Here is a 22,588-nt window from a genome sequence, read left to right on the forward strand (position 1 = left end):
AGAGGACATTGTCACGAAAGAGGAGAAAAAAAAGCAAATAAGTATCCAGAAGAAAAAGAGATTGATATTATATGGGACATTTTAAGAAAAAGGGGCTTATGTTTTTGCAAACTGTAAAACTCCCGTTCTTTGGGACAAAACATCTTTCATTGGAACATTTGGATCTTGCTTTGCATCATGGTCATCTTTTCTTTGCTGGCCGCTATGTATATCGCTCAAGCGTATAAAAACGAAAAAACGACAAAATAAAATGCAAACGATTGCATATTCCCTTCAAATTGTGAGAAAATAAAATAAATGAAACCGCTTTTTCGAAGAAAGAATAAGGGCAATAAGGAGAAAATATGTCAGATCTTAATTTAAAACACATCAATAAGACGTATCCAAATGGATTTGTCGCTGTAAAAGACTTCAATCTCGACATCAAAGATGGAGAATTCGTTATATTCGTTGGACCTTCTGGATGCGGTAAATCAACTACGCTAAGAATGATCGCTGGGCTAGAAGATATCAGCGGCGGCGATTTGATGATCGATGGCAAACGCGTCAATGACGAAGAGCCAAAAGACCGCGATATCGCGATGGTGTTCCAAAGCTACGCGTTATATCCACACATGACAGTTCGCCAAAATATGGAATTTCCATTAAAGATCGCGAAACTTCCGCAATCGGAAATCGATCAGCGTGTAGATGAGGCCGCCAAGACATTAGGTTTGGAAAGTCTGCTCGACCGGAAGCCAAAAGCGCTTTCTGGTGGTCAAAGACAGCGTGTGGCCATGGGTCGCGCGATCGTTCGTCACCCTAAGGTATTGCTCATGGACGAGCCATTATCGAACCTTGATGCTAAGCTGCGTGGGCAGATGCGTGTCGAGATCTCTCGTCTTCACGAAAAGCTCAATTCCACGATCATATATGTAACGCATGACCAAACAGAAGCGATGACATTGGGTGATCGCATCGTAGTTATGAGCGATGGCGAAGTGCAACAGATCGATACGCCACAAAACTTGTATGATTCGCCCGCCAATAAATTCGTGGCCGGCTTTATCGGCGCTCCGCAAATGAACTTTATGGACGCGACGATCACAGAAAAGAACGGTGAAATGTTCGTGAAAGTCTCCGACCATCTCGTCAAGCTTCCAAAAGAAAAAGCGGATATTCTTCGCAAAAAAGGATTTGGAGATGGAAGAGATGTCACGATCGGCATCCGTCCAGAAGATCTATGGGATTCGCCAGAAATGCTCGAGAAATTCAAAGACTCAACGGTGCATGGTACGGTGGAAGTGTATGAAATGCTTGGTTCCACAAGTAACTTGTATGTCGATATCGATGGGCATCAAGTCACTGCCACAGTAGAGCCTGACACGAAAAAACGAGTCGGCGATACAGTGACGCTTGCTTTTGACAACAATAAGATCCATGTGTTCGACAACGACACGAATGAAAACTTGCTTGTCGATCTCGATCCAGTCACAGGCGAATTACTCAAAAAATAACAACCAATTAAAAAGATATCCGCGCGGATATCTTTTTTTATGCTTTTGGTTTTCGCACATAGGCGCGAATGACACCGATCGTTTTGTTCGTATTGTTGACGATCTTATAGTTTTTCACACTGGCTGGCACGATAAATGTTTCGGCATAGTGGACTTCGAACGGTTCAAAAGATCCATCCATGCTTTCGATCAGACAGCTTTGGCCCTCGATCAAATTGAGCATGTTCACATTGTCTTCGTTTTTGATAAGCACATCATCTTGGATCCAATAGCGTCTTGTTTCTATATATTCCAATTCATGAAGGCCTGTATGCTCTTCTTTGACATGCTCGTCTTCTTTGAGTGTATAGATCGCGTTGACAAGGTTCTTTTCGACCCAATGTGTTGTTCGATCCCATTGAATGTTTTTCTTTCCATGCTCGATATGGACTGGGCGTGGTTTTCCATCTAGTCCTACGCGCGCCCAATCCCAAAGCTTGAATGTAAAACAATACGGGGTGGCGCTGATTTCTAGGACCATCGCGTCTTTTCCAGAACAATGCGTCGTTCCTGCCGGGATCAAAAAGTGATCATGCTTTTTGGCTGGGAATTTATTGACATATTTTTCCGCGTCAAAAAGGATCTCTCCTCGATTGGCCGCTTCAAGGTCGGAAATCATTTCTTCAGGAACGACGCCTTCTTTCAAGCCAAGGTAGACACACGCGCCCTCTTTGGCATCAAGAATATAGTAGCTTTCATCTTGGGTATAGGCCATCCCGAACGTTCGATGAATGTATTCGGTGAGCGGATGGACTTGGAGCGAAAGATTTTGTCCGCCAATCGTATCAAGAAAGTCGAATCGGATCGGGAATTCAGCCCCAAAACGAGAATATACGCTCTTTCCTAAAAGGGCTTTTGGCTGATCGAGCACGAGATCCATGGCAGGCAGTTCGATATATCCATTTCCAAAATCGAGATAGATTGAATTTTCTTCAGGGACACCATCAAAACTCCAAGCGTAGTTTTCTTTGTCCGGGTCCAAGTTGCAGGCGCTCTTCATCCATTGTCCGCCCCAAACGCCTGGATCAAAATAAGGCACGAGCCGGAAAGGACGATGAGCCATTTGGATCAAGCCGTCTCGAACCGCTTTTCCAGACACCATTTTTATTTCGTTCATATCGTTGGTGTCGATGAAGTAATCGATTCGATCAAAGAACGTGCGTTTATATTTGTCGGCGACACGCCATTCGATAAAGAAACCGCGCTTGATCTTTCTTAATGCGTCTTCGTCTTGGTTGTCGGCTAAAAAGTTGGGCATTCCTTGACGATAGCGAAGGGTGATTTCCCAACGCGCTAAATCCAAATAGACAAGGAGTCCTTGGGCGATCAAATTGGCTCCGTAGCCATAGACAATGACTTTTTTTCCTTCTTGTCTAGCTTTCTGGGCTTGTTCTTGGAGCGCTTTTTTCTTGTCTTCCACGATGAAATTTTCGATTTCTCCATAATACATGCGTCCAAACACTCGATCGTCGGTGATATGGTATTTTAATTGTTCATAGATCGTTTCTTGATCTTTGAACAGCTCGATCGCGTCGATCCATACATCGTGGGGGATCTTTTTGAGTTCGTGTTTTATTTCTTCATCATATACGCCTGGATACGTATCGATGACGAGGATGTCTTCCATCTTTTCTTGCAGTTGGGCAAGGATCGATTCCCAACCTTGGATAAGCTCTCCTTGGTGGCCTTCGATTTTTGTTTTTGGATATGGATCATATAAACTAGTCATTTTTTCTTCTCCTAACGATTACTTCTCCATTTTCTTTATAGACCCGATACGGAAACGGGTGCTCTTCGATTCGTGCATAATCGTGTCCTGCGTTGGCAGGCCACACACAAATCACTTCAAGATCTTCGTTTCCAGTATTGATGAGCCGGTGGGCGTGATGTCCATGAATATGATGAAGCGTGCCGACATGCATTTTTTCGCTCCAGCAATTTCCTTGCTCATCCATCAGCATCAACAAACCTTCGCCTTTCGCACACCAATAGTATTCTTCGCAAGACAGATCATGATGGAAATGTCCTCGTGTCATATTGCATTCGCCATCGACCAAGACAGGATGCAGCAAAGAAACGCCCCAATTGAGATGGCCAGCCGCTCCTTCAGGATCTAAAAAGGAAGTGACTTCGTACATACACGTATCGTTGGGCAATGTCGGATCGTAGGCTGCGTAAAAATCTTTCGCGTCTTGATAGAGTTTGATGGATTTCTGCATTTCCTTTCCGCACATTCCTTTTTCAAAGTCGTGAAACAAGGAAGATTCGATGATGTTCATAATTCCCTCCTTAATTGATATATCATTATTACTTTAAATTATAGGAGTCAAAAAAAAATCCGTCAACTCTTTTTGGCGGATTTGCGTTTTTCAATCAAAAAAAGATATGGACTATCTTTCTTTAAATAATTTGTGATTTTCTGGATCCCGTATTGACGCGGATCAAGCGTTTTTAAAAAGCGTTCAATTTCTTGTTGTTCTAGAGGACTGTTTTCATGCGCGTATAGGACAAGGGAAAGTCGTCCTTTTGGCTTGAGTCTTTGGATTGTTTTTTGGATCGCCTCGATGCTAGAGCTCGCTTGCGTCGTGATCGAAGGATCAAGTCCTGGACAATAGCCAAAGTTGAAAATCGCCGCGTCTAAAGGCTCTTTGATATATCGATCGAGATGAGCATGCGAATCCAAGATCCAAACAAGAGAAGATGGAATCGTCTTAGGTTTTAATTCGGGCTGGATTTCAAAAGCGTAGATCTTCTTGACGGGCTGGTCTAGAAAAAACCGGGTATCGGATCCATTGCCATACGTTCCATCGAGCACGATCGCTTGTTTATGCATCGCTTCTTGTAAAAAAGCGTGCGAAAGTTCGACCATTGTTTTCATTTATATTCCTCTGCCTAGAAATAGAATACACCAAAAAATAAATTTCATTCAATAAAACTCTGAATAATTCAATCCCGTATAAAAATCAGGTCACTATTTTCTTCTCTTAGATGCACTCTCAATTCCCAAGATCTTTCTATATTTATTAATAGCTCTTCTTGAAACATACAATCCTAACTCTTCCAATTGATCACATAGCTGCTGATCACTGAATGGTTTATGTGGATCTTCTTGTTCGATCAACGTTTGAATCGCCTTCAAGATGGAATCTTGACTCGTCCCGCCTTTTGTCTTTGAAACAAACAATCCTTTGATAGGATAAATATTCCCTTCAAATTGATAATACTTGTTGGAAAGTGTTCGAGATACCGTTGATTCATGAAATCCGCTCTTCTGTGCTATATCTTGTAAAGTACATGGTTCAAGTTCATCGTGAAACAAAAAATGATTTTTCTGGATCGAAATAATCTCATTCGCTAAAATGAGGAGCGTACGATTGCGTTTATTCATCGCATCCATAAAGAAATGGGCTTCTTGAAAATAAGATTTAAGATTTTTATTCTCTTTTGGGATGTTGAGAATTTGGAGTTGTCCTTGTTGAATTGGTTCTATGTAAACATCTGCCCCTTCGACATGGATCGTAAAATCAGGAATCAGTATTTCTTCTTTTTCAGTTGCCTCCTGCAAATTCGGATAAAGAGAGCAAGCACGAATTTTATCTAATGCTTCTTCAATTTCTTTTAGCGTTGCCCCCTCTCTTCTTGCAATTTCTTTCCAAGAAAGCAGTTCTTTTCCTTGCCCATATTTTTTTAATAGATGAGATGCGAACGTTTCTTTCTTTCGATCAAGCTGTAGAATGATACACTCGCTTTGATTCCGAGCGGCTATTCCTGCTGGATCTAGAGATTGAACTTGTTTGAGGGATCCTTTCCATCTATCTTCTGAGCAATTAAGGTAAGCTATGCTTTCTTCTTCTGAATCCATAAACATTCCTTTTTCATTTAATGTTTCTATAATAAAACTACAGATCGTTGGATCGAATGTTTCTTCATTCGTATTCAACTGCCGATATAAGTCTTCTTTCCAAGAAACTGGCGCCGCAAATCCTTCTTCGATCCACTCATTGAGATCTTTACTTTGATGATATTCAATAAACGGATTTTGTTCACAAAGCTCTTTGATCGCATCCTGCAATTGGGCTTCACTCATTCTTAAAACTTCTAAAGAACGTTGTTGAGAAAGCGACAATTGTTGAGTCTGTGTCTGTTTTTGAATCATTTTTTGGTGCATAAAGATCTCCTTTCAATCTTATACTAGCAAGATTTGTGCCAACTTTTTTAACCCTTTTTCTAAGTTTGACATCTATTTTTATTGCTTCTATACTCGATTTAGGTGATTCAAATGAAAGATACTTTATATAAAATGATCCACGCTTGGACAAGCGCAGAACGATTCGATGAGTTGACCATCGCTTCTCTTTCAAGTGCTTTATCGCTTCCAAAAAATAAAATTACGTTTTTTATGCAAGATCTGATCAAAGATGGAAAAATAGTCCGCATCGAAGAAAAGCCTCTTCGTTTTATGAGCAAAAAAGCACTGGAAGAACTATATGGAACGCCCGTTAATACGGATAAGATCCCTAGATTCGACGCTTGGCTAGCTTCTGTTCAAAAAGAACCAATGGATTTCGAAAAATTAGTCGGTTATGATGGCTCACTTGCTAGTTTAGTTGAACAATGTAAGGCGACGATCTCGTACCCACCTAGCGGTCTTCCCCTGATGCTAACAGGAGAAACAGGAACAGGAAAAAGCTTTATCGCTCAATTGACATTTGAATACGCTAAGAATCATTCACTTTTAAAACCAGAAGGTCGTTTCGTTTCCATTAATTGTTCTGAATACGCAAATAACCCAGAATTATTAAGCGCCAATTTGTTTGGCTATGTTAAAGGAGCTTTTACAGGAGCCAATCAAGATACACCAGGATTATTAGAACTGGCTGATGGAGGCGTTCTTTTTTTAGACGAAGTCCATAATTTAAAGGGGGAATGCCAAGAAAAGCTATTTCAATTTATGGATCAAGCCCTATATCATCGAATGGGAGACAACAAAACTTGGTATTCTTCCCAAGTTCGTCTGATTTTTGCCACCACAGAAGATCCCAATCAAGTTCTTTTAAAAACATTACAACGCCGTATCCCAATGCATTTAAAAGTCCCCACTCTTCTACAACGGGGATCTTTAGAAAAAATTCAAATGATCTATATGCTTTTCAAAAAGGAAGAACAACGCCTTAAAAAGCGAATCAAGCTTTCACCTAGCTTCTTTCAATTGTTGCTTTCCTATCCATTTCCTGAAAATATTGGAGGATTAAAAAGCACGATCCAAGCATGCTGTGTGCAAGCCCTTTTTCAAATCGACGAAAAGGACGAAATGATGATCGAAGCTCATAATCTTCCTGCCACTATTCTAGAACATGCCTCGATCGATACGCTTTTGAAAATTCAAGACAGCGATTGGATTTATATTGATGAACTGGATCGTAATTTTAAAAATGAATATTCCACCACATTGCTTGAACAAAATGCGATTCATAAGCTTGCACAAACTGAGGATTTTCGAGAAGATGCACTTCATATCGCGAACGCTCTTTTCCAATCTTCAAATTCAAATAAGGCGAGCGCTTTCGAAAATGCCGCATTCACTTTGGTCGAAAAAATCACTCAGCACTATCATATGGCTGTCCTTAAACAAGAGAGTGATTCATTTCAGCATCAGCTTTTGTCGATCCTTTCTTTACCGTTAAAGACTCGAATAGCACTAGAAAACAAAAAGCAAGAAATGGAAACGATCTTAGGACGTTTCAAAAACGAAGATTTCCGGATCTATTCAGCTGTTTTAGAAATCCAAGAAACTTTAAAAAATACCCTCAATATTTCTATGGAGCCTATCCAAAATGTGTTACTAGGCCTTCTGTTTTTAAAAACCTTCCCCACTCAAAGCATTCCAAAACGAATGGGGATTTTATTAGCGCATGGCCCTTCGAGTGCGAGCTCGATCGCAATTTGTGTAAATGAGTGGCTCGAACAACATGTATTCGATGCGATCGATATGCCATACTTCATGTCGCAAGAACAATGTATAGAACAGCTCAATACCTATCTAAAAAAGATGGAAGGCATCGAAGAATTGTTTCTGCTCGTCGATCTTGGCTCTTTAGAAGAAGTTTGGAAAGGATTAAAGATCAAAAACGTCAATATTGGCATTATCAATACGCTTCATTTAAAGATGGCTCTTTCCATTGGCCAAGATCTCCTGAGTTCTAAAAGCATGGAAGATATCTTAGAAAAAGCAAAACAAGAAACGCGCGCTTCCTATCGGATCGAATACAATAGGGAAAAGAAAAAATTGATCATCTGTTCTTGCGCGAGCGGAATGGGCGTAGCGGAAAAATTAAAAAGCGTAATTGTTGATTCTTTACCGAGCGAAAGCTCGATTGAAGTGCTCTCCTATGATTACAACTCTTTGCTTCAAAATGGAATCCATAATCCGAACTTTGAAAACTATGAAGTCTTGTGTGTCGTCGGCACTTTAAATCCAAATATTAAACACTTACATTTTATCGCCTTGGACGATTTGATTTTGCAAGAAAGCAATAACAGCCTCGATCAATATTTAGAGCCTTATTTTTCAAACACAAAATTAGAAGAATTCAAGAAAAACATTATTAAGAATTTTTCGCTTTCCAATATCATGAATGCTTTAACAATTTTAAATCCTACAAAATTGCTTGAACATGTCGCGGATGCGATCGACCGGCTCCAGAAAGAAATGCATCTTTCGTTGAGCAACAATACTTGTTTTGGTTTATATGTACATGTGAGTTGTTTAGTAGAGCGTCTTGTTATGAATCGAGGGATCGAATCATATCAAGATATCGGAGGTTTTCAAACCGAACAGAAAAACTTCATAGAACGAGTCAAGCGTTCCTTCAGCGATGTAGAAGCTTTTTATGGTGTTCAAATCCCTGTCGAAGAAATCGGATATATGTTCGATTACGTAAAAAACGATAAAAATTATCAAAAGTGTGTCTAAATTGGCACACTTTTTGCTTGTATAGAAGTGAAGCGAATTCCAATACAAAAAAATATAAATCATAAACTCATTAGTTGGCACGCTTCTTGCTTGTATAGAAATGAATAATTTAAAGAAAGGAGGTTCTATGCGGCATATTATTTTAGCTTCTCATGGCGACTTTTCAAAAGGTCTGAAGCATTCTGTGCAGATGATTGTTGGCGATATTGCCGACCAATTGCAAACATATTCGCTCTATCCGTCTTATAATCCTCGCGATTATATGGAAGAAATGAGTGCTCTCATCCAAAAGAACCCTGAGGACGAATATGTTTTTCTTTGTGATATTGAAGGTGGGAGTGTACATAGCGCGCTTTCTACATTGTGTCAATTCCCAAATGTTCTTGTATTTGGGGGAACAAATATGAATCTCGTGCTCGATTTACTATTATCGACACCAGAAATACTTATTAACAATCCTGATGTCCAAAATCGGTTGATCGCTTCCGGAAAAAATGGCGTAAGCTTAACGGATCAAAAAAGGATCCAACAAAAAAGCGAAGAAGAAGATTTCTAAAGAAGGAGGAAAAATATGATTAAAAAACTTAGAGTCGATCATCGACTACTGCATGGACAAGTTGCTTTTTCGTGGACGAGCGCTCTGAATGCTGATTGCATTTTGATTGCCAACGATTCAGTCGTGAACGACGAACTTCGAAAAACTACGATGAAAATGGCTAAACCAAATGGAGTGAAGCTTGTAATCAAAAATATTGCCGACAGCATTCAAGCGATCAACAGCGGCAAAACTGACAAATATAAATTATTTATTGTGGTGGAGAGCATCAAAGACGCTCAGAAACTTATCAACGGCGTGGATCAAATCAAAAGTTTGAATCTAGGTGGTACAAAAGCAACTGAACAAACTCGCAACATTTCAAAAGCAATGAATATCACAAATGAAGAAGAGACGATTCTTAAAGATCTTGTGAATAAAGGTGTAGATGTAACGATCCAAATGGTCCCTGAAGACACAGCCATTCCTGTAGAAAAGGTTTTATAAGGTGAGAGTATGTTAATTCAATCAATTTTACTTGGCCTAGTGGCAATGCTTGGAAATGCCGAATATCTTTTAGGAACTTGTTTGCTTTCTCGCCCTATGATCATGGGCTTATTTACTGGAATTGTAATGGGAAACATTGAAATGGGCGTGAAGATCGGAGCAACGATGGAACTTGCTTTCATGGGTGCTTTCTCGATCGGGGCTAGTATTCCTCCAGAAATGATTTCTGGAACAGTGCTGGGCACCGCTTTTGCGATTACTACTGGATCTGGTGCTGAAACAGCCCTTGCGATCGGTCTTCCTGTCGCTTCGCTTGTTCTCTTGGCAAAAAACTTCGGCATGGTCTTCATCTTGCCTCCATTTGTTCATAAAGCGGATGAATACGCAAGCAAAGATAATATGCAAGGTGTTGCCCTTGTTCATTATCTCGCCGGATTCTTTGGTGTCAACTTGATTATTGGTCTTTGTGTAGGAATTGGCTATTATATGGGATCTCCAGCGATTGAAGCTTTCTTGTCGATCATTCCTGAATGGATCTCTAAAGGACTTGAAATCACGATGGGCTTACTTCCTGCAATCGGTTTTGGTTTGTTAATGAAAATGATCATGAATAAATCAAATATTTGCTTCTTTATTTTAGGATTTGGACTTTCTGTCTATTTGAATTTGCCTGGTACTGGAATTGCTGTTTTCGGAGCGATCATAGCGATCGTATTGACACAAATCAAGCGTTCTCAACAATTACAACCAGCAATGAATGTGGAAGGAGGATTAGATGATGACGACGACTTCTAAAAAACTTGAAAGAAAACAAATTATGTCTGTATTCTGGCGCTCGTTCGGATTGGAATGGGATTGGAACTATGAGCGACAGATGAATATTGGATATTGCTACTGCATGTTGCCGGTTATCAAAAAGTTATACCCAGACCCTGCGCAACAAGAAGCAGCTATGAAACGACATTTAGAATTCTTCAATACAACACCTCAGCTCGCTACCTTGATTCTTGGTATCACAGCCGCTATGGAAGAGCAAAACGCGAACGATCCTGGCTTCGATACACAATCGATTAATGATGTCAAAGTTTCTTTAATGGGACCTCTTGCAGGTATTGGTGACTCGTTTATTTGGGGAACTCTCCGTATCATTGCGACTGGTGTTGGTTTATCTCTTGCAACACAAGGTAATGTTCTTGGTCCTATCTTATTTTTCTTGATCTTTAATATTCCTGCTCAAGGTCTTCGCTACTATTTAATGAATGCCGGTTATAAATTAGGAAGCGGTTTTTTAGCACAACTTCAAAAAAGTGGTTGGATGGAAATGTTGACATATGGTGCTTCTGTTCTGGGATTGATTGTAATTGGAGGAATGACTGCACAAAATGTCGCGATCAATATTCCGCTTGTCATCGGTGCTGGTGAAGAAGCGACAACGATCGGAGATATTTGTAATCAAATCATGCCAGGTATTCTGCCATTGCTGTTTACATTCGCAATCTATTATGTGTTGAAATTTAAAAATGTCAAAACAACAACTTTATTGATCGTATTTATCTTGATTGGTTTTATTGGTGCTTATTTTGGAATTTTAGGATAGATAAAAGGAGGAAAATACTATGATGAAATTCAATGAAAAGGAAAAAGTGGAAAGTGTACAAGGAGCTTTAGCTCTACGTCCAGAAATCGAATCGATTGTTGATGGGATTTGCAAAGACGGGTACAAAAATATCGTTTGGCTTGGTATTGGAGGAACGTGGGCAAGCTCACAACAAGCAACTGTACATATGAAAGAACGGTCGGGTATCGAAACTTGGGCAGAAAATGCAGCTGAATATCTCACAACAGGAAATAAAAGAATCGGAAAAGGAAGCATTGTAATCACTTCTTCAGTAACTGGAAATACGATCGAAGTCGTTGAAGCAGTCAAAAAAGCCAAAGAAGCAGGTGCTACAGTAATCGGATTCATTGATGCGCCTGAAGCTGAACTCGCTAAAATGGTCGATCATGTCATTTCATATAAGCAAAATGAGCAATTAAAATTCTTTATGGTAGCTGATCGTTTCATGAAAAATGCTGGTGAATTCGATGACTATGAAGAAATGTATGCAGAATTTGATCAATATTTGCCACAAGCGCTTGTAGAAGTAGAAAAAGCAGCAGAACCTTTCGCAGCAGAATTCGCAAAGCAGCATTGGAACGATGATATTCACTACTTTGTTGGTGCAGGAAATCAGTGGGGTGCTACTTACTCTTATGCGATGTGCTATTGGGAAGAGCAACTTTGGATCAAAACAAAGTCAATCACATCCCCAGAATTTTTCCATGGAATGTTTGAAATCGTGACAAAAGAAACTCCAGTAACCGTTTATATCGGCGAAGATAAGCAACGTCCGCTTTCTGAACGTGTAGCGAACTTCTTGCCTAGAATTTGCGGCAACTATACGATCATCGACACGAAAGACTATGAACTAAAAGGGATCAGCGAAAAATATCGTGGAGATATCTCTCATCTAGTCATGCACGCAGTCAACAACAGAATCGATGTTCATATGGAAGATGAAACAAAACACCCAATGGAGATCCGTCGATATTATAGAGCTCTTGATTACTAGGAGAATAAATGGATATGACGATGGAAGATTATATTCAACAAAGTCGAGCTGCTTGTGAACAATTGCTTCACGATCATAACTTGCTTGAGCCTGTTGTTGAACTTTATCAAAAACAAAAGCCTGAAACGATTTGGCTAGTGGCTTCAGGCTCCAGTTATAATGCTTGTGTTTGCGCACAAGCGTTGATGAATCAGTGGATGGATACAGATGTGGAAGTTCGTACCCCATTCACCTTCCTTCATTATACACCGTCTTTAAAAAAGAATGATTTGATCTTCGTGATCACACAAAGTGGCTTATCGACCAACGCGATCGAAGTGCTCGATGCTTTACAAGGAAACCAAAATGTAATTTGCTTGACCGGAAACAAAAACAGCGACGTGAAAGATCATACGGAAATAGTTCTCGAATATGGTGTGGGTGAAGAACTTGTAGGATATGTGACAAAAGGCGTTAGTGTATTGACCTTTTATTTGATTTGTTTCGCTAAACAAGTAACGAATAAAGAAAACATTGACCTGCTTAAAGTATTATCTACATTCGAATATACACAAACAGAAACAGAACAATTTATTAGGAAACATTTCAAATCTCTTTCTGGAATGCAAACCGTATATTGTCTAGGAACGCCTTATTCACAAGGGGTGGGCTTAGAAGCTGCCTTAAAAATCGGAGAAACGATCCATGTGCCAAGCTTCTACTATGAAGTTGAAGAATTTATTCATGGACCTAACCTTCAACTGAAGCCAACCTATACGCTCTTCTTTTTTGATAGCAACGATAGAGCCTCCTCTCGTCTTCATCAAATTTATGAAAGCGCGAAGCTCGTAAGCGATCATGTCTATTTGGTTACGATGGATCCTGCTTTTAAAGAGGATGCTCACGCTCTTGTGATCGAACCAGCCGTCGACCCGCTCTTCAGCTCGTTTGTAGAATTACCATTTCCGCAACTGATTAGCGCAAAGATCAGCACGATCTTACATAGCACAATGCAGCATCCTCTACTAAAAGAATTTAAAAAAGGAGCTGCCGCAAAAACTGAAAACTTCATCAATTACGATAACGATGAGGCATAATATAAAAACGCAAAAGCAAAAAATAAGCTTTTGCGTTTTTTTATTAAGACAGCTTCCGCTTCTTCAAAAACTTAGTGTTCATGGAAACTTGTTTGAACGTGCTAAAGGATGCGATTCTAATGATCGATCCATTCTACTTAGAGGAAGGAAAAACCGAGATTCCTTTTTTTAAATAAGCGTTTGAAGCGCTTCTTTATAGAGTTGATAATCGATTTGTTCAAAGCATACAAAGACAATATCGATCGCTTTCGTGTCTGGATAGGCGGAACGGATCTTTTTAATCGTATTGAGAGCGATCTGGCAAGCTTCTTCATGCGGATAGCCATAGATTCCTGTCGAGATGCACGGGAAAGCGAGCGTAAGATGGTCGAGCTCATGTTCTCGCATATATTGATACGATAACGCGACCGCGTTCCAATAACAGCTTCTCAACGCTTCTTCGTCGCATTCTTTTCCCGAATAGACCGGACCTACCGCGTGAATGATCGCTTTGCAGGGCAGATCGAAGGCGGGCGAAATGCGCACGTCGCCAGCCTTTCCGCTTGGCAGCTTGGAACAAAATGTTTGAAGTTCTTTTCCCGCTTTGGAAAAGATCGCTCCGCACACGCCTCCTCCAGGGGCGAAGTGTGGATTGGCAGCGTTGACAATAATGTCAAAATCTAAACCGGTAATGTCTCCTTTAATCGTTGATATCATGATATTCCTTTCCTTCCATCATCCCTTCGAAGCGGGATGCGATCTTCTTGCTCGATGTTTGTACTTGCTGGAGCTGCTTGGCCGCTGTTTCGAGGGCTTGATTGGCTTTGATCGCTCTTTCCTGCAGGCGACGGACATCTTCTTTGAGCATCCAAAGGTCGTGTTCGATCTTTTCAAGATGGGTAGCCCGATAAAAATCATTCGTGCTTGCTTGAAGCGAAAATAAAATGCCAACAAGCGTCGTTGGAGATGTGATCAATACATGCCGTTGCAAAGCGTAAGTAAATAAAGAATCACAGCTCGCGCAAATAAATTGATAGATCGCTTCGCTTGGTATGAACATGAGCGCTTGGGGCGCTGTGGCGTGATTGATATATTTGTTGGCTATATCGTCTACGTGTTTTTTGACGTTTTGAATAAATTGGCGGGCATAATATTCTTTATTTTCTTCATCATCCATACGGGCGTAGTTTTCCATCGGAAACTTGGAGTCGATGCATAAGACTTGCTTGCGTCCTGGAAGATGCAGCGCTACATCGGCTATTTTTCCATTCGGAAGTGTATATTGAGTCGAATAGATCGAGTCGTTTTCCCCTAAATAGGTAGAAAGAATATAGTCGAGCTGGTATTCGCCCCAACTACCTCGCCGTTTTGTGTTAGTCATCACATTCGCCATTTGATCGACTTGGCGCTGGACCCAATCCATCGCGTCGAGCGAGTGGATTTGATTTTTTTGCAAGTTCTGCATTTGATTCAAGATCGAGTCAAATTGCGCGTTTGTATTTTTCGTTTCTTGTCTTTCCAACAAAGAACGTTCTTGTTCGTTTCGATGCTGCATCATAATATAGAAGATCAGAAAAAGCAAGCTGAGCAAGATCAAGATCAAAAGAAACAAGATAAATAAATTCATGAAGAGTGATTCCTTCTTTCTAAATAAGAGAGTAGATCGGCACGATTGTTTTTTTCCGGATGATAGAATGCATGATCGAGCGCCTCTTTAAGCAAGTTTCCAATTTGATGGTCCAGAACGCCCAACGCATTTTTAATATCGTTTCCATTGATTGCCAGATCTTTCAAAGAAAGAGGCCGCTCTTTTTTTTCTTTTTCGTAAAAGGCGACCGTTTCCTTTAAAAGATCCAGTCTTTTTTGTCCTTTTTGCGAATGAGCCATGATATCGCCATATTGAACCAAAAAAAATTTATGGATCCATTCATCGCTCATTCCAAGCTGGATCCGATATTTATAAAGCCATTTCAAGCTGGGCGCTCGCACATCATCATGATAGAGCACGAGCGTTTCGATCATTTTTTGGGTTTTCTTCGGCATTTTGAGCGCTTTGACCACTCTTCTAGCAATTTGAGCGCTCACTTTTGGATGCCCTTTAAAATGATCGAGTCCATGCGTGTCGGTTGTTTTGGTGCTAGGTTTTCCTAGATCATGAAGAAGCAAGGCCCAAGCCGCCTCTTGATCATAGGTTGGTAAATATTGAAGCGCCTGGAGCGTATGGTCGAGCACGTTAGTCGTATGATAAATAGAATGCTGAGAACATGAAACGCATTCTTTTAATTCCGGGATCCATGGCTCGAGCAAGTCAAGCATGTTCCGAATCTGGATCGGATCCGTTTTTAAGATCAAATCAAGTTCGGGAACGATACGCTCGACCGCCACGTTCTTGATCAAATCCGCGTTTTCATGAATCGCTTCGCGTGTTTTTTCTTCGATCTGAAAATGCAGAACGGCCGCGAATCGGTGGGCTCTGATCATTCGCAAAGCGTCTTCTTGAAAGCGGAGAGAAGGATCTCCGATCGCCCGAATGATATGATCATGAAGGTCTTTTTGTCCTCCCGTCACATCCACGATCCCCTTTTTAGGATGATAGGCGAGCGCGTTGATCGTAAAGTCGCGTCGGAGCAGATCCTCAGAAAGCGATGAAACATAATCGATATGATCGGGATGCCGGTTGTCGGAATACCCTTTTTCTTTTCGATACGTCGTGCATTCAACAGACTGTCCCGCTTCTAAGATCGTGATCGTTCCATGCAGAATACCCGTGGGGATCGTATGGGAAAAGAGCGATTGGACTTGTATAGGCAAAGCGTTGGTGCAAAGATCATAATCATGGATCGGACGAGAAAGAAGAAAGTCGCGCACGCAGCCACCCACAAGATAGCTTTCATAGCCAGCCTTTTCAAATGTGTCCAATATCGTTTGGATATACGATGGAATTTGCATGGATTTCTCCTTTCTAGGGTGCAGATATTTTATCATAGATCGTCATTGGGTAAAACACAGATTCTTTGGATTCGTATAAAAAAGATCTAGCCAAACCTAGATCTGATTCTACTTACTTGAACGAGATATCCACGTTCCCCATATTCGTATATGCTTCGATCCTTGCCAAGCCTTCATACTTTGCATCATGATCATGGCCATGATCAACATCGACTTCGCCCATATCTGTATCGGCATCGATCGTATACTCCTCTCTTCCGCCTTGAAGCGCAAGATCAATATTTCCCATCGCGTTATTGGCTTTCAGAAATTCTTTCACTTGTCCATCGAACTCCAGATCGCCCATCGACAAATATAAGCTTCCGTTTGCGATCGTGCTTTCATTGACTTCCACATTCCCTAACTGGCAAGTCACATCAAGATCTTGCAGATCGACCTTGCGAATTTGAACATCGCCCATCGCCGTCTCGATTCGAATAGCACGAATAGAAGAAGGAACCACAACCTTCATCGAAACATTCAAGTTTTGAAACGTAAAATGATTATCCGAAGTTTGTTCGATTTTATACTCTTTTCCATGAACGCTCGAATTCAAATGGATCTCCTTTGATTTTTGATTCATTTCCGGCATGTTTTCTGTTTCGATTTTAAAAGCGTCTCCACGCTCGATCTCAATATGCGCCATCGCCACATCTAAAACTAAAGTATCGATATTTTCTTTTGGCTCGTACGTATATTCTTTCCCTTGAAATGGATTTTCGTCTATAGACACCTTTCCAAAATTTGTATATCTAAACAACATATCGCCACGACGCTGATACGCGATCGAACATAGACCCAATCCAAGCACGAGTGAAACGATCCCAACGATCAACAATCCTTTGTGTTTCATTCTCTAACCTCCCGATTTCTAAGCTTCCGATAAAGTTTGGCGACCCAACGCGACAAAGCCGGAAAGCCAACTTTGATGATCCAGCCAATCGCAAGACAAGCCAAGATCGCCGCCCCAAACGCCGTCAATACGACACCCAACAAAAATAAAGAAACCATCAAATCTTGACCCAATGTCGAGAAGAATTCGAAAATACACAATCCTACCGTTATGATGGCACCTACCAGAGCCATCACAAACACCAAAAGGATCATCGCCAAAGTGATCACTCCCACAAAAATCAGAACGATCACTACGATCAAAAGCGGCAAAGCGATCGGCAAAGCACAAATCCCAAGCACCAAGATCCCCAACGTTTTCCATACACTATTTTGAGAAGCAGGACGCGCTTGCATTTGACGAGGGATCCGAGGAGGGACACTCGCCACAAGATCAGCCCGAATTGTCGCCGCATACTTTTCTGGCGAACCCAATTCTTCGATCACCTTCTGTTCGTTTTCTACCCCTGCTTCTTCAAAATATTCATTCAAATACACGATCGCATCCGAGAGGTCGCGGGGATCGACGCCCGAAAGCTGCGAATGAACGATCTGAATATATTCTTGTTTAGTCATGATGACTCCTTTCCAAAATACCTTCTACCTTTTCAACATATCTTTTCCATTCAAGACGATCCGACTCCAACTTTTTTCTACCTTGTGCCGTGATCGTATAATACCGACGATTTCGGCCATCGTAAGGCTTATCATACGTCGATAAGTACTTCTCTTTTGTCAGTCTCCGTAAGACTGGATACAATGTTGACTCCGAAACCGATAGTGTCTCTTTGACTTCATGTGTCAATTTATATCCATAGGTATCTTGTTGCTCCACAAGAGCAAGGACACACATATCCAAAAGAGTTCCTCCATATTGAAATCCCATAATATTATCTCCTTTACCAATATTATACATAATATAATATTAGGTGCAATAGAAAAGCAGGCTTTTTACCTGCTTTCATCCTCTATGATGTATTTCTATTTAAGTTTATGCCTGCACTCGATATTGCTCGATCCGATCACAAGGAATGTTCATCGTCCGCTTCTTATCCGTATATTGGATCAACATATACGAATGAACTAGATCCCAGACGACCTCTAAAATCTTATAGCAATTCCCTGAACCATCATGTAAGATCGTACCTTTTTTAATATCCAACTCATTCGCATCTCTTAACTTTTGTTCATGACGCTTTACTACAATCATTCTACACACTCCTTTCTAGGACGCTATTATAGCGAAAAGAATGAGTATAGACTTGTAAAATGCTCAAGCATCGTGCTATTTTTTCTAAAAATCGTGTTAGAATCCCATACAAAATTACGATACGATAAACATCGAACACAAGGAGGATCGATCATGAAAATCTTAACATTCAACACTCACTCTCTTGAAGAAGCCAATATGCCCCAAAAACAAAAACAATTCGTCCAAGCCTTAAAACAACTCGATCCCGACATTGTCGCTCTTCAAGAAGTCAACCAAACCAATACGAGCCCGATCGTTTCACACACTCCCAGCACGATTCAAATCATCCATAAAACAATTCCGCTGCGAGAAGACAACCATGTTCTCGCTCTAGACACTCTACTCAAAAAAGAAGGACTTTCCTATGAGATCGTATGGTCGCCAGTCAAGCTCGGCTATGGAAAATACGACGAAGGACTCGCCTTTCTATCGAAAAAGCCGATCCAGAACATCGAAACGATCCTTTTGTCCAAGCAAGACAACTACTCCGATTTCCGCACCCGGAAAGCGTTAAAGATCCAAACAGAAGATGGAGTATTCGTCAATGTCCATATGGGTTGGTGGAATGATGAATTAGAACCTTTCCAAGACCAATTTATTCGCCTTGATCAAAGCATCCATCAAGAAGATCCTCTCTATTTGATGGGAGACTTCAACGCCGAGGCAAGCATTCCCAACGAAGGCTATGCCCAAGTAGTAAAAAGCGGCTACTCCGATCTTTATACGCTCGCTCAACAGAAAGATGATGGAATCAGTGTCGACCATGTGATCGATGGTTGGAGAAACAATCAAAACATTTCCGGAATGCGCATCGACTACATCTTCTCCAATAAAAAAAGGAACGTTCCTTGGATACGGACCGCCTTTCGAGGCCAAGAAGAACCTATTTTATCCGATCACTTTGGCGTGCTCGCCTGCTTGACAGACTAGTCGTTTGTTTTTACTTTAAGCGCCTTTATGGTATACTCTTGAACGTAAAAAGGAGATTACATGATAAAAGAAATACTACAAGGGATCGTCATCGGAATCGCGAACATCATTCCAGGCGTCAGTGGCGGAACGATGATGGTCGCCATGGGAATCTATGATAAACTCATTGAATCGATCACCCATCTCTTCTCGAACTTCAAGAAAAGCTTTCAATTCCTTTTACCGATTTTTATCGGTATAGGAATCGCGATCATCGCCCTCTCAAAACTCTTCGAGTTTCTCTTGAGCAATTATCCTATCCCAACAAATTTAGGATTTTGCGGGCTCATTTTAGGGAGCTTGCCCTTTATTACTCAAAAAGTGGCGCATAAAGGCTTCGGTATCGACAAGCTCATCCCATTTCTTGTCTTTTTTGCCCTCGTTGTAGGCATGAGTATCGCCGGAGAAGCAAGCGGAAGAGAAGTCGTTCTCTCTCTTGCCCCGCTTCAAATCCTTTTGTTGTTTTTAGTCGGAGTGATTGCCGCTGCGACCATGGTCGTTCCAGGCGTGAGCGGATCGATGATCCTCATGAGTTTAGGCTATTATGAACCGATCCTCAAAACGATCAACGCGATGGTATCTGCCCTAGTCCATCTTGATTTTGGTCAAGTGTTGTATTGCTGCGGGATCTTGATCCCTTTTGGGATCGGCGTCGTTGTCGGAATTTTTGCGATCGCTAAACTCGTCGAATGGCTCTTTGCCCGTTTTCAAGTCCAAACGTATTGGGCCATTATTGGCTTGATCGTCGCCAGCCCGATCGCCATTTTATTATCTACGGATTGGGCGACATTCTCTATCGTTCAAATGCTGATCGGTTTCTTGACCTTCGTGCTTGGATGGTATGTCGCCTCTAAACTTGGCGGCGAATAAAAATAGATATTCAAAAAACTCGTACGAACTGATCGCACGAGTTTTTTATAAAATGACTTTTTGCACACTATATTCATTTTGACTATAATAAAAAAGAATCCATCCTGATCCATTCCTTCCCAAGAACCCAATCGGATGGATTCACTCTTTTATTTCTTATTCAAAAAATCCCAGGCACTCATTGCCATCGCACAAATCGCGATATACAACGACTTTTGCGCCTTTGGACCATGAACAAGATCCAAAAAAGCTTCTTCATGCGCAAAAACAGAGGGGACAGCCCCTGTATCCAATTCGACATAGGCGCAAGGAACCACTTGCGAAACATTTCCAATATCCGAACTGCCACCCCACTCTTCCATCTCCTGAAATTCGTGAACACCAAGCAATTCAAGATTCTCCTTCATGTATTGACTCAAAGTCCGATCCGCTACCAACGAATCAAATGACTGTTCAAAGAAGCGATAGGACATCTTGGCACCCGTCATCAAAGAAGCACCATCCGCTAGAGAGATCATTCTCTTAACAAGCGCGTCGACTCTTTTCCGAGAACAGGAACGCACATAGAATTGACAAGAAGCATACTCTGGAATGATATTGCACGTGCTTCCTCCATTGGTAATGATCCCCATGATAGAATCTTCTTTCGAAAGTTGCGCTCGCATTTGATTCAAACCATTAAATAAGGAAATCACCGCATCGAGGGCATTGATCCCTTCTTCAGGAGCCAAGGCCGCATGGGAAGCCTTTCCAAAAAACTCAAATTCGATCGAATCCATCGCTTGAATTTTCGGCATCAAAACCGTTCGAGCAGCTAAATGCATTTGGAATACCGCATCCACATCACAAAAGGCGCCTTCTTGAACAAGAACGCACTTTCCGCCAATACTCTCTTCTGCCGGCGTTCCGATCACAACGATCTTCACATCCTCCTGAGATAAAAAGGAAGAAAGGACAATAGCCGCTCCTACACTACTTGCTGCGATCCAATTGTGTCCACAAGCATGGGCAATTTGATCATGCGCTTCTCCATAACCAGGTAAAGCGTCATATTCCGCTAAAAAAGCGACTACCGGATTCCCATGACCAAATTCTGCGCGAAAAGCCGTTGATTGCGAACCATAGGGATATTCGATCCGAAATCCATTCTTCTCTAAAAACGATGTCAAATACTGACATGCCTTCTCTTCTTGACCACCTAGTTCAGGATGAGAAAATAAATACTCGCTAATTTCCTCGAATCGAGGAAGCCATTCTCTTGCACGAGCTTGGATCTCATTTTTCATGTTTGCTTTTGACACGACGAACTTCAGGCTCTAATTGAACATTGAACTTTTCAAGCACGATTCTTTGCACGTCCGCAATCAGCTGATTGAACTCCTTTGAAGAAGCATTCCCCTTATTGATCAAAAAACCAGCGTGTTTCGTGGAAACCTCCGCGTCTCCTACATGATAGCCTTGCAGATCACTTTGATGAATGAGAGCGCTAGCATAATGTCCTTCTGGACGTTTGAATGTGCTTCCTGCGCTATATTCTTCCATCGGCTGTTTTGAATACCGTCTTTCTTTTAGATCAGCAATCTTTTCAGCCACAAAGGAAGATTCCTTTGGTTCAAATTGATAGATCGCGGAAGTCACGATCCCAAACGTATTCGAGAAGATCGAATGACGATAGGAAAGATCGAGCTCTTTATTCATCTTTGTTTGAAGTTTCCCTTCTTCATCGATGTATTCGATCGAAACGAGAACATCCTTCATTTCTCCATCGTAAGCGCCCGCATTCATGACGATCGCGCCTCCGATCGTGCCTGGGATGCCACTTGCGAACTCATAACCTCCTAGTGAATTTTCGACACAAAACGAAGCGAGCTGAGCGTTTGTCGCTCCGCTTTGGACCCACACCTGATTGTTTTCTAAGCGCTTGATCGCACTGAATTGCTCTCCAAGATGAAGAATGATCCCTTCATATCCTTCATCTTCAAATAAGACATTCGAACCATTCCCTAAAATATAGAGAGGAAGATCTTTCTCTTTGGCCATCTCTAAAACCTCCAGGATCTCCGATTCGGTTTCTGGATGGGCCATATATGTAGCTGGACCACCAATATGTAAGGTCGTCCAGTCTTTTAATTGGACTTGTTTTTCTATTTTCATCACGTACCACCTTTCAAGCAAAAATATCATACCAAAAAAAAGAGCTGAACATCAGCTCCAATTGATTATTTATGGTTTCGATCGATCCCTCAAAACCGGAAAAATCTTTCAGACACAACTCTTTCGTCTGTTTCAAGTCATGGCGTCCTCTCTTCTCTTTTCTGATCAAGTCCTCGGCCTATTAGTACCGGTCCACTCCGGACATCGCTGCCCTTCCATTCCCGGCCTATCCACCTTGTCGTCTTCA

At 41.3% G+C, this 22,588-nt stretch carries 23 protein-coding genes and 1 rRNA gene; 10 read left to right on the forward strand and 14 right to left on the reverse strand.

All coding sequences use genetic code 11. The features are described 5' to 3' along the window. Positions 1-344 precede the first annotated feature (344 nt). The gene (locus tag BO225_RS06615; RefSeq protein WP_076341469.1) at positions 345-1,496 is read left to right on the forward strand and encodes an ABC transporter ATP-binding protein; all 1,152 of its coding nucleotides are present in this window, start codon (positions 345-347) and stop codon (positions 1,494-1,496) included. A 37-nt stretch (positions 1,497-1,533) separates the two neighbouring features. Here BO225_RS06615 and BO225_RS06620 read toward each other — a convergent pair whose 3' ends face one another. The 4 genes from BO225_RS06620 to BO225_RS06635 all read right to left on the reverse strand — a co-directional run bounded on the left by BO225_RS06620 (position 1,534) and on the right by BO225_RS06635 (position 5,703). Beyond that, complete coding sequence (locus BO225_RS06620; protein ID WP_076341470.1) at positions 1,534-3,264, reverse strand: class I mannose-6-phosphate isomerase; 1,731 nt, start codon at positions 3,262-3,264, stop codon at positions 1,534-1,536. After that, entirely contained in the window at positions 3,257-3,814 is a 558-nt protein-coding gene (locus BO225_RS06625) for a glucose-6-phosphate isomerase family protein (protein ID WP_076341471.1), read from the reverse strand. The genes BO225_RS06620 and BO225_RS06625 overlap by 8 nt, the downstream gene beginning before the upstream one ends. Positions 3,815-3,876: 62 nt before the next feature. Then, positions 3,877-4,413 carry a tRNA 5-(aminomethyl)-2-thiouridylate-methyltransferase MnmM gene (gene mnmM / locus BO225_RS06630; protein ID WP_076341472.1) on the reverse strand — a complete coding sequence of 179 codons (537 nt, stop codon included), beginning with the start codon at positions 4,411-4,413 and terminating at the stop codon, positions 3,877-3,879. A gap of 93 nt (positions 4,414-4,506) precedes the next feature. Continuing rightward, complete coding sequence (locus BO225_RS06635) at positions 4,507-5,703, reverse strand: RNA polymerase factor sigma-54 (RefSeq protein WP_076341473.1); 1,197 nt, start codon at positions 5,701-5,703, stop codon at positions 4,507-4,509. Between the two features lie 111 nt (positions 5,704-5,814). Here BO225_RS06635 and BO225_RS06640 point away from each other — a divergent pair, with 111 nt between their 5' ends. The 7 genes from BO225_RS06640 to BO225_RS06670 all read left to right on the forward strand — a co-directional run bounded on the left by BO225_RS06640 (position 5,815) and on the right by BO225_RS06670 (position 13,238). Then, positions 5,815-8,508 (forward strand): sigma 54-interacting transcriptional regulator, encoded by a 2,694-nt coding sequence (locus BO225_RS06640; RefSeq protein ID WP_076341474.1) that lies wholly within the window; start codon positions 5,815-5,817, stop codon positions 8,506-8,508. 127 nt (positions 8,509-8,635) lie between these two features. After that, positions 8,636-9,064, forward strand: coding sequence for a PTS sugar transporter subunit IIA (locus tag BO225_RS06645; protein ID WP_076341475.1), 429 nt, complete (start codon positions 8,636-8,638; stop codon positions 9,062-9,064). 15 nt (positions 9,065-9,079) lie between these two features. Beyond that, positions 9,080-9,550, forward strand: coding sequence for a PTS sugar transporter subunit IIB (locus BO225_RS06650; RefSeq protein WP_076341476.1), 471 nt, complete (start codon positions 9,080-9,082; stop codon positions 9,548-9,550). A 9-nt stretch (positions 9,551-9,559) separates the two neighbouring features. Next, positions 9,560-10,345: a PTS mannose/fructose/sorbose/N-acetylgalactosamine transporter subunit IIC gene (locus tag BO225_RS06655; protein ID WP_076341477.1), complete on the forward strand. Its 786-nt coding sequence runs from the start codon at positions 9,560-9,562 to the stop codon at positions 10,343-10,345. Next, positions 10,326-11,147: a PTS system mannose/fructose/sorbose family transporter subunit IID gene (locus BO225_RS06660; protein WP_198936109.1), complete on the forward strand. Its 822-nt coding sequence runs from the start codon at positions 10,326-10,328 to the stop codon at positions 11,145-11,147. Before BO225_RS06655 ends, BO225_RS06660 begins: the two co-directional genes overlap by 20 nt. Before the next feature lie 19 nt (positions 11,148-11,166). After that, positions 11,167-12,162, forward strand: coding sequence for an SIS domain-containing protein (locus tag BO225_RS06665; protein WP_076341478.1), 996 nt, complete (start codon positions 11,167-11,169; stop codon positions 12,160-12,162). An 8-nt stretch (positions 12,163-12,170) separates the two neighbouring features. Further along, positions 12,171-13,238 carry an SIS domain-containing protein gene (locus BO225_RS06670; RefSeq protein WP_076341479.1) on the forward strand — a complete coding sequence of 356 codons (1,068 nt, stop codon included), beginning with the start codon at positions 12,171-12,173 and terminating at the stop codon, positions 13,236-13,238. A gap of 168 nt (positions 13,239-13,406) precedes the next feature. On the opposite strand, the gene BO225_RS06675 is transcribed toward BO225_RS06670, so the two are convergent. From BO225_RS06675 to BO225_RS06705, 7 genes are all read right to left on the reverse strand, one after another. Beyond that, positions 13,407-13,934 carry a macro domain-containing protein gene (locus BO225_RS06675; protein ID WP_076341480.1) on the reverse strand — a complete coding sequence of 176 codons (528 nt, stop codon included), beginning with the start codon at positions 13,932-13,934 and terminating at the stop codon, positions 13,407-13,409. Next, the gene (locus tag BO225_RS06680) at positions 13,918-14,844 is read right to left on the reverse strand and encodes a DNA recombination protein RmuC (RefSeq protein ID WP_076341481.1); all 927 of its coding nucleotides are present in this window, start codon (positions 14,842-14,844) and stop codon (positions 13,918-13,920) included. Before BO225_RS06680 ends, BO225_RS06675 begins: the two co-directional genes overlap by 17 nt. Continuing rightward, positions 14,841-16,166, reverse strand: coding sequence for a CCA tRNA nucleotidyltransferase (locus BO225_RS06685; RefSeq protein WP_158023805.1), 1,326 nt, complete (start codon positions 16,164-16,166; stop codon positions 14,841-14,843). The genes BO225_RS06680 and BO225_RS06685 overlap by 4 nt, the downstream gene beginning before the upstream one ends. Positions 16,167-16,278: 112 nt before the next feature. Continuing rightward, on the reverse strand, positions 16,279-17,058 hold the full coding sequence (locus BO225_RS06690; RefSeq protein ID WP_076341483.1) for a DUF4097 family beta strand repeat-containing protein: 780 nt from the start codon (positions 17,056-17,058) through the stop codon (positions 16,279-16,281). After that, on the reverse strand, positions 17,055-17,672 hold the full coding sequence (locus BO225_RS06695; RefSeq protein ID WP_076341484.1) for a DUF1700 domain-containing protein: 618 nt from the start codon (positions 17,670-17,672) through the stop codon (positions 17,055-17,057). Before BO225_RS06695 ends, BO225_RS06690 begins: the two co-directional genes overlap by 4 nt. Next, positions 17,665-17,982, reverse strand: coding sequence for a PadR family transcriptional regulator (locus BO225_RS06700; RefSeq protein WP_076341485.1), 318 nt, complete (start codon positions 17,980-17,982; stop codon positions 17,665-17,667). Before BO225_RS06700 ends, BO225_RS06695 begins: the two co-directional genes overlap by 8 nt. Before the next feature lie 105 nt (positions 17,983-18,087). Continuing rightward, a complete protein-coding gene (locus tag BO225_RS06705) occupies positions 18,088-18,306 on the reverse strand; it encodes a hypothetical protein (RefSeq protein ID WP_076341486.1) in 219 nt (72 codons plus the stop codon). A gap of 153 nt (positions 18,307-18,459) precedes the next feature. Between BO225_RS06705 and BO225_RS06710 the strand changes: the two genes are divergently transcribed. Further along, on the forward strand, positions 18,460-19,278 hold the full coding sequence (locus tag BO225_RS06710; protein WP_076341487.1) for an endonuclease/exonuclease/phosphatase family protein: 819 nt from the start codon (positions 18,460-18,462) through the stop codon (positions 19,276-19,278). Between the two features lie 60 nt (positions 19,279-19,338). Beyond that, complete coding sequence (locus BO225_RS06715) at positions 19,339-20,187, forward strand: DUF368 domain-containing protein (RefSeq protein WP_076341488.1); 849 nt, start codon at positions 19,339-19,341, stop codon at positions 20,185-20,187. A 149-nt stretch (positions 20,188-20,336) separates the two neighbouring features. Here BO225_RS06715 and BO225_RS06720 read toward each other — a convergent pair whose 3' ends face one another. The 3 genes from BO225_RS06720 to BO225_RS06730 form a co-directional block, all read right to left on the reverse strand. Beyond that, positions 20,337-21,473, reverse strand: coding sequence for an amidohydrolase (locus tag BO225_RS06720; RefSeq protein WP_076341489.1), 1,137 nt, complete (start codon positions 21,471-21,473; stop codon positions 20,337-20,339). After that, a complete protein-coding gene (gene murB, locus BO225_RS06725; protein ID WP_158023806.1) occupies positions 21,463-22,341 on the reverse strand; it encodes a UDP-N-acetylmuramate dehydrogenase in 879 nt (292 codons plus the stop codon). Before murB ends, BO225_RS06720 begins: the two co-directional genes overlap by 11 nt. A gap of 161 nt (positions 22,342-22,502) precedes the next feature. After that, positions 22,503-22,588, reverse strand: a 23S ribosomal RNA gene (locus BO225_RS06730); the annotation flags it as partial.

Origin of the sequence: Dubosiella newyorkensis (assembly GCF_001945605.1) — a bacterium.
Taxonomy (GTDB): domain Bacteria; phylum Bacillota_I; class Bacilli_A; order Erysipelotrichales; family Erysipelotrichaceae; genus Dubosiella; species Dubosiella newyorkensis.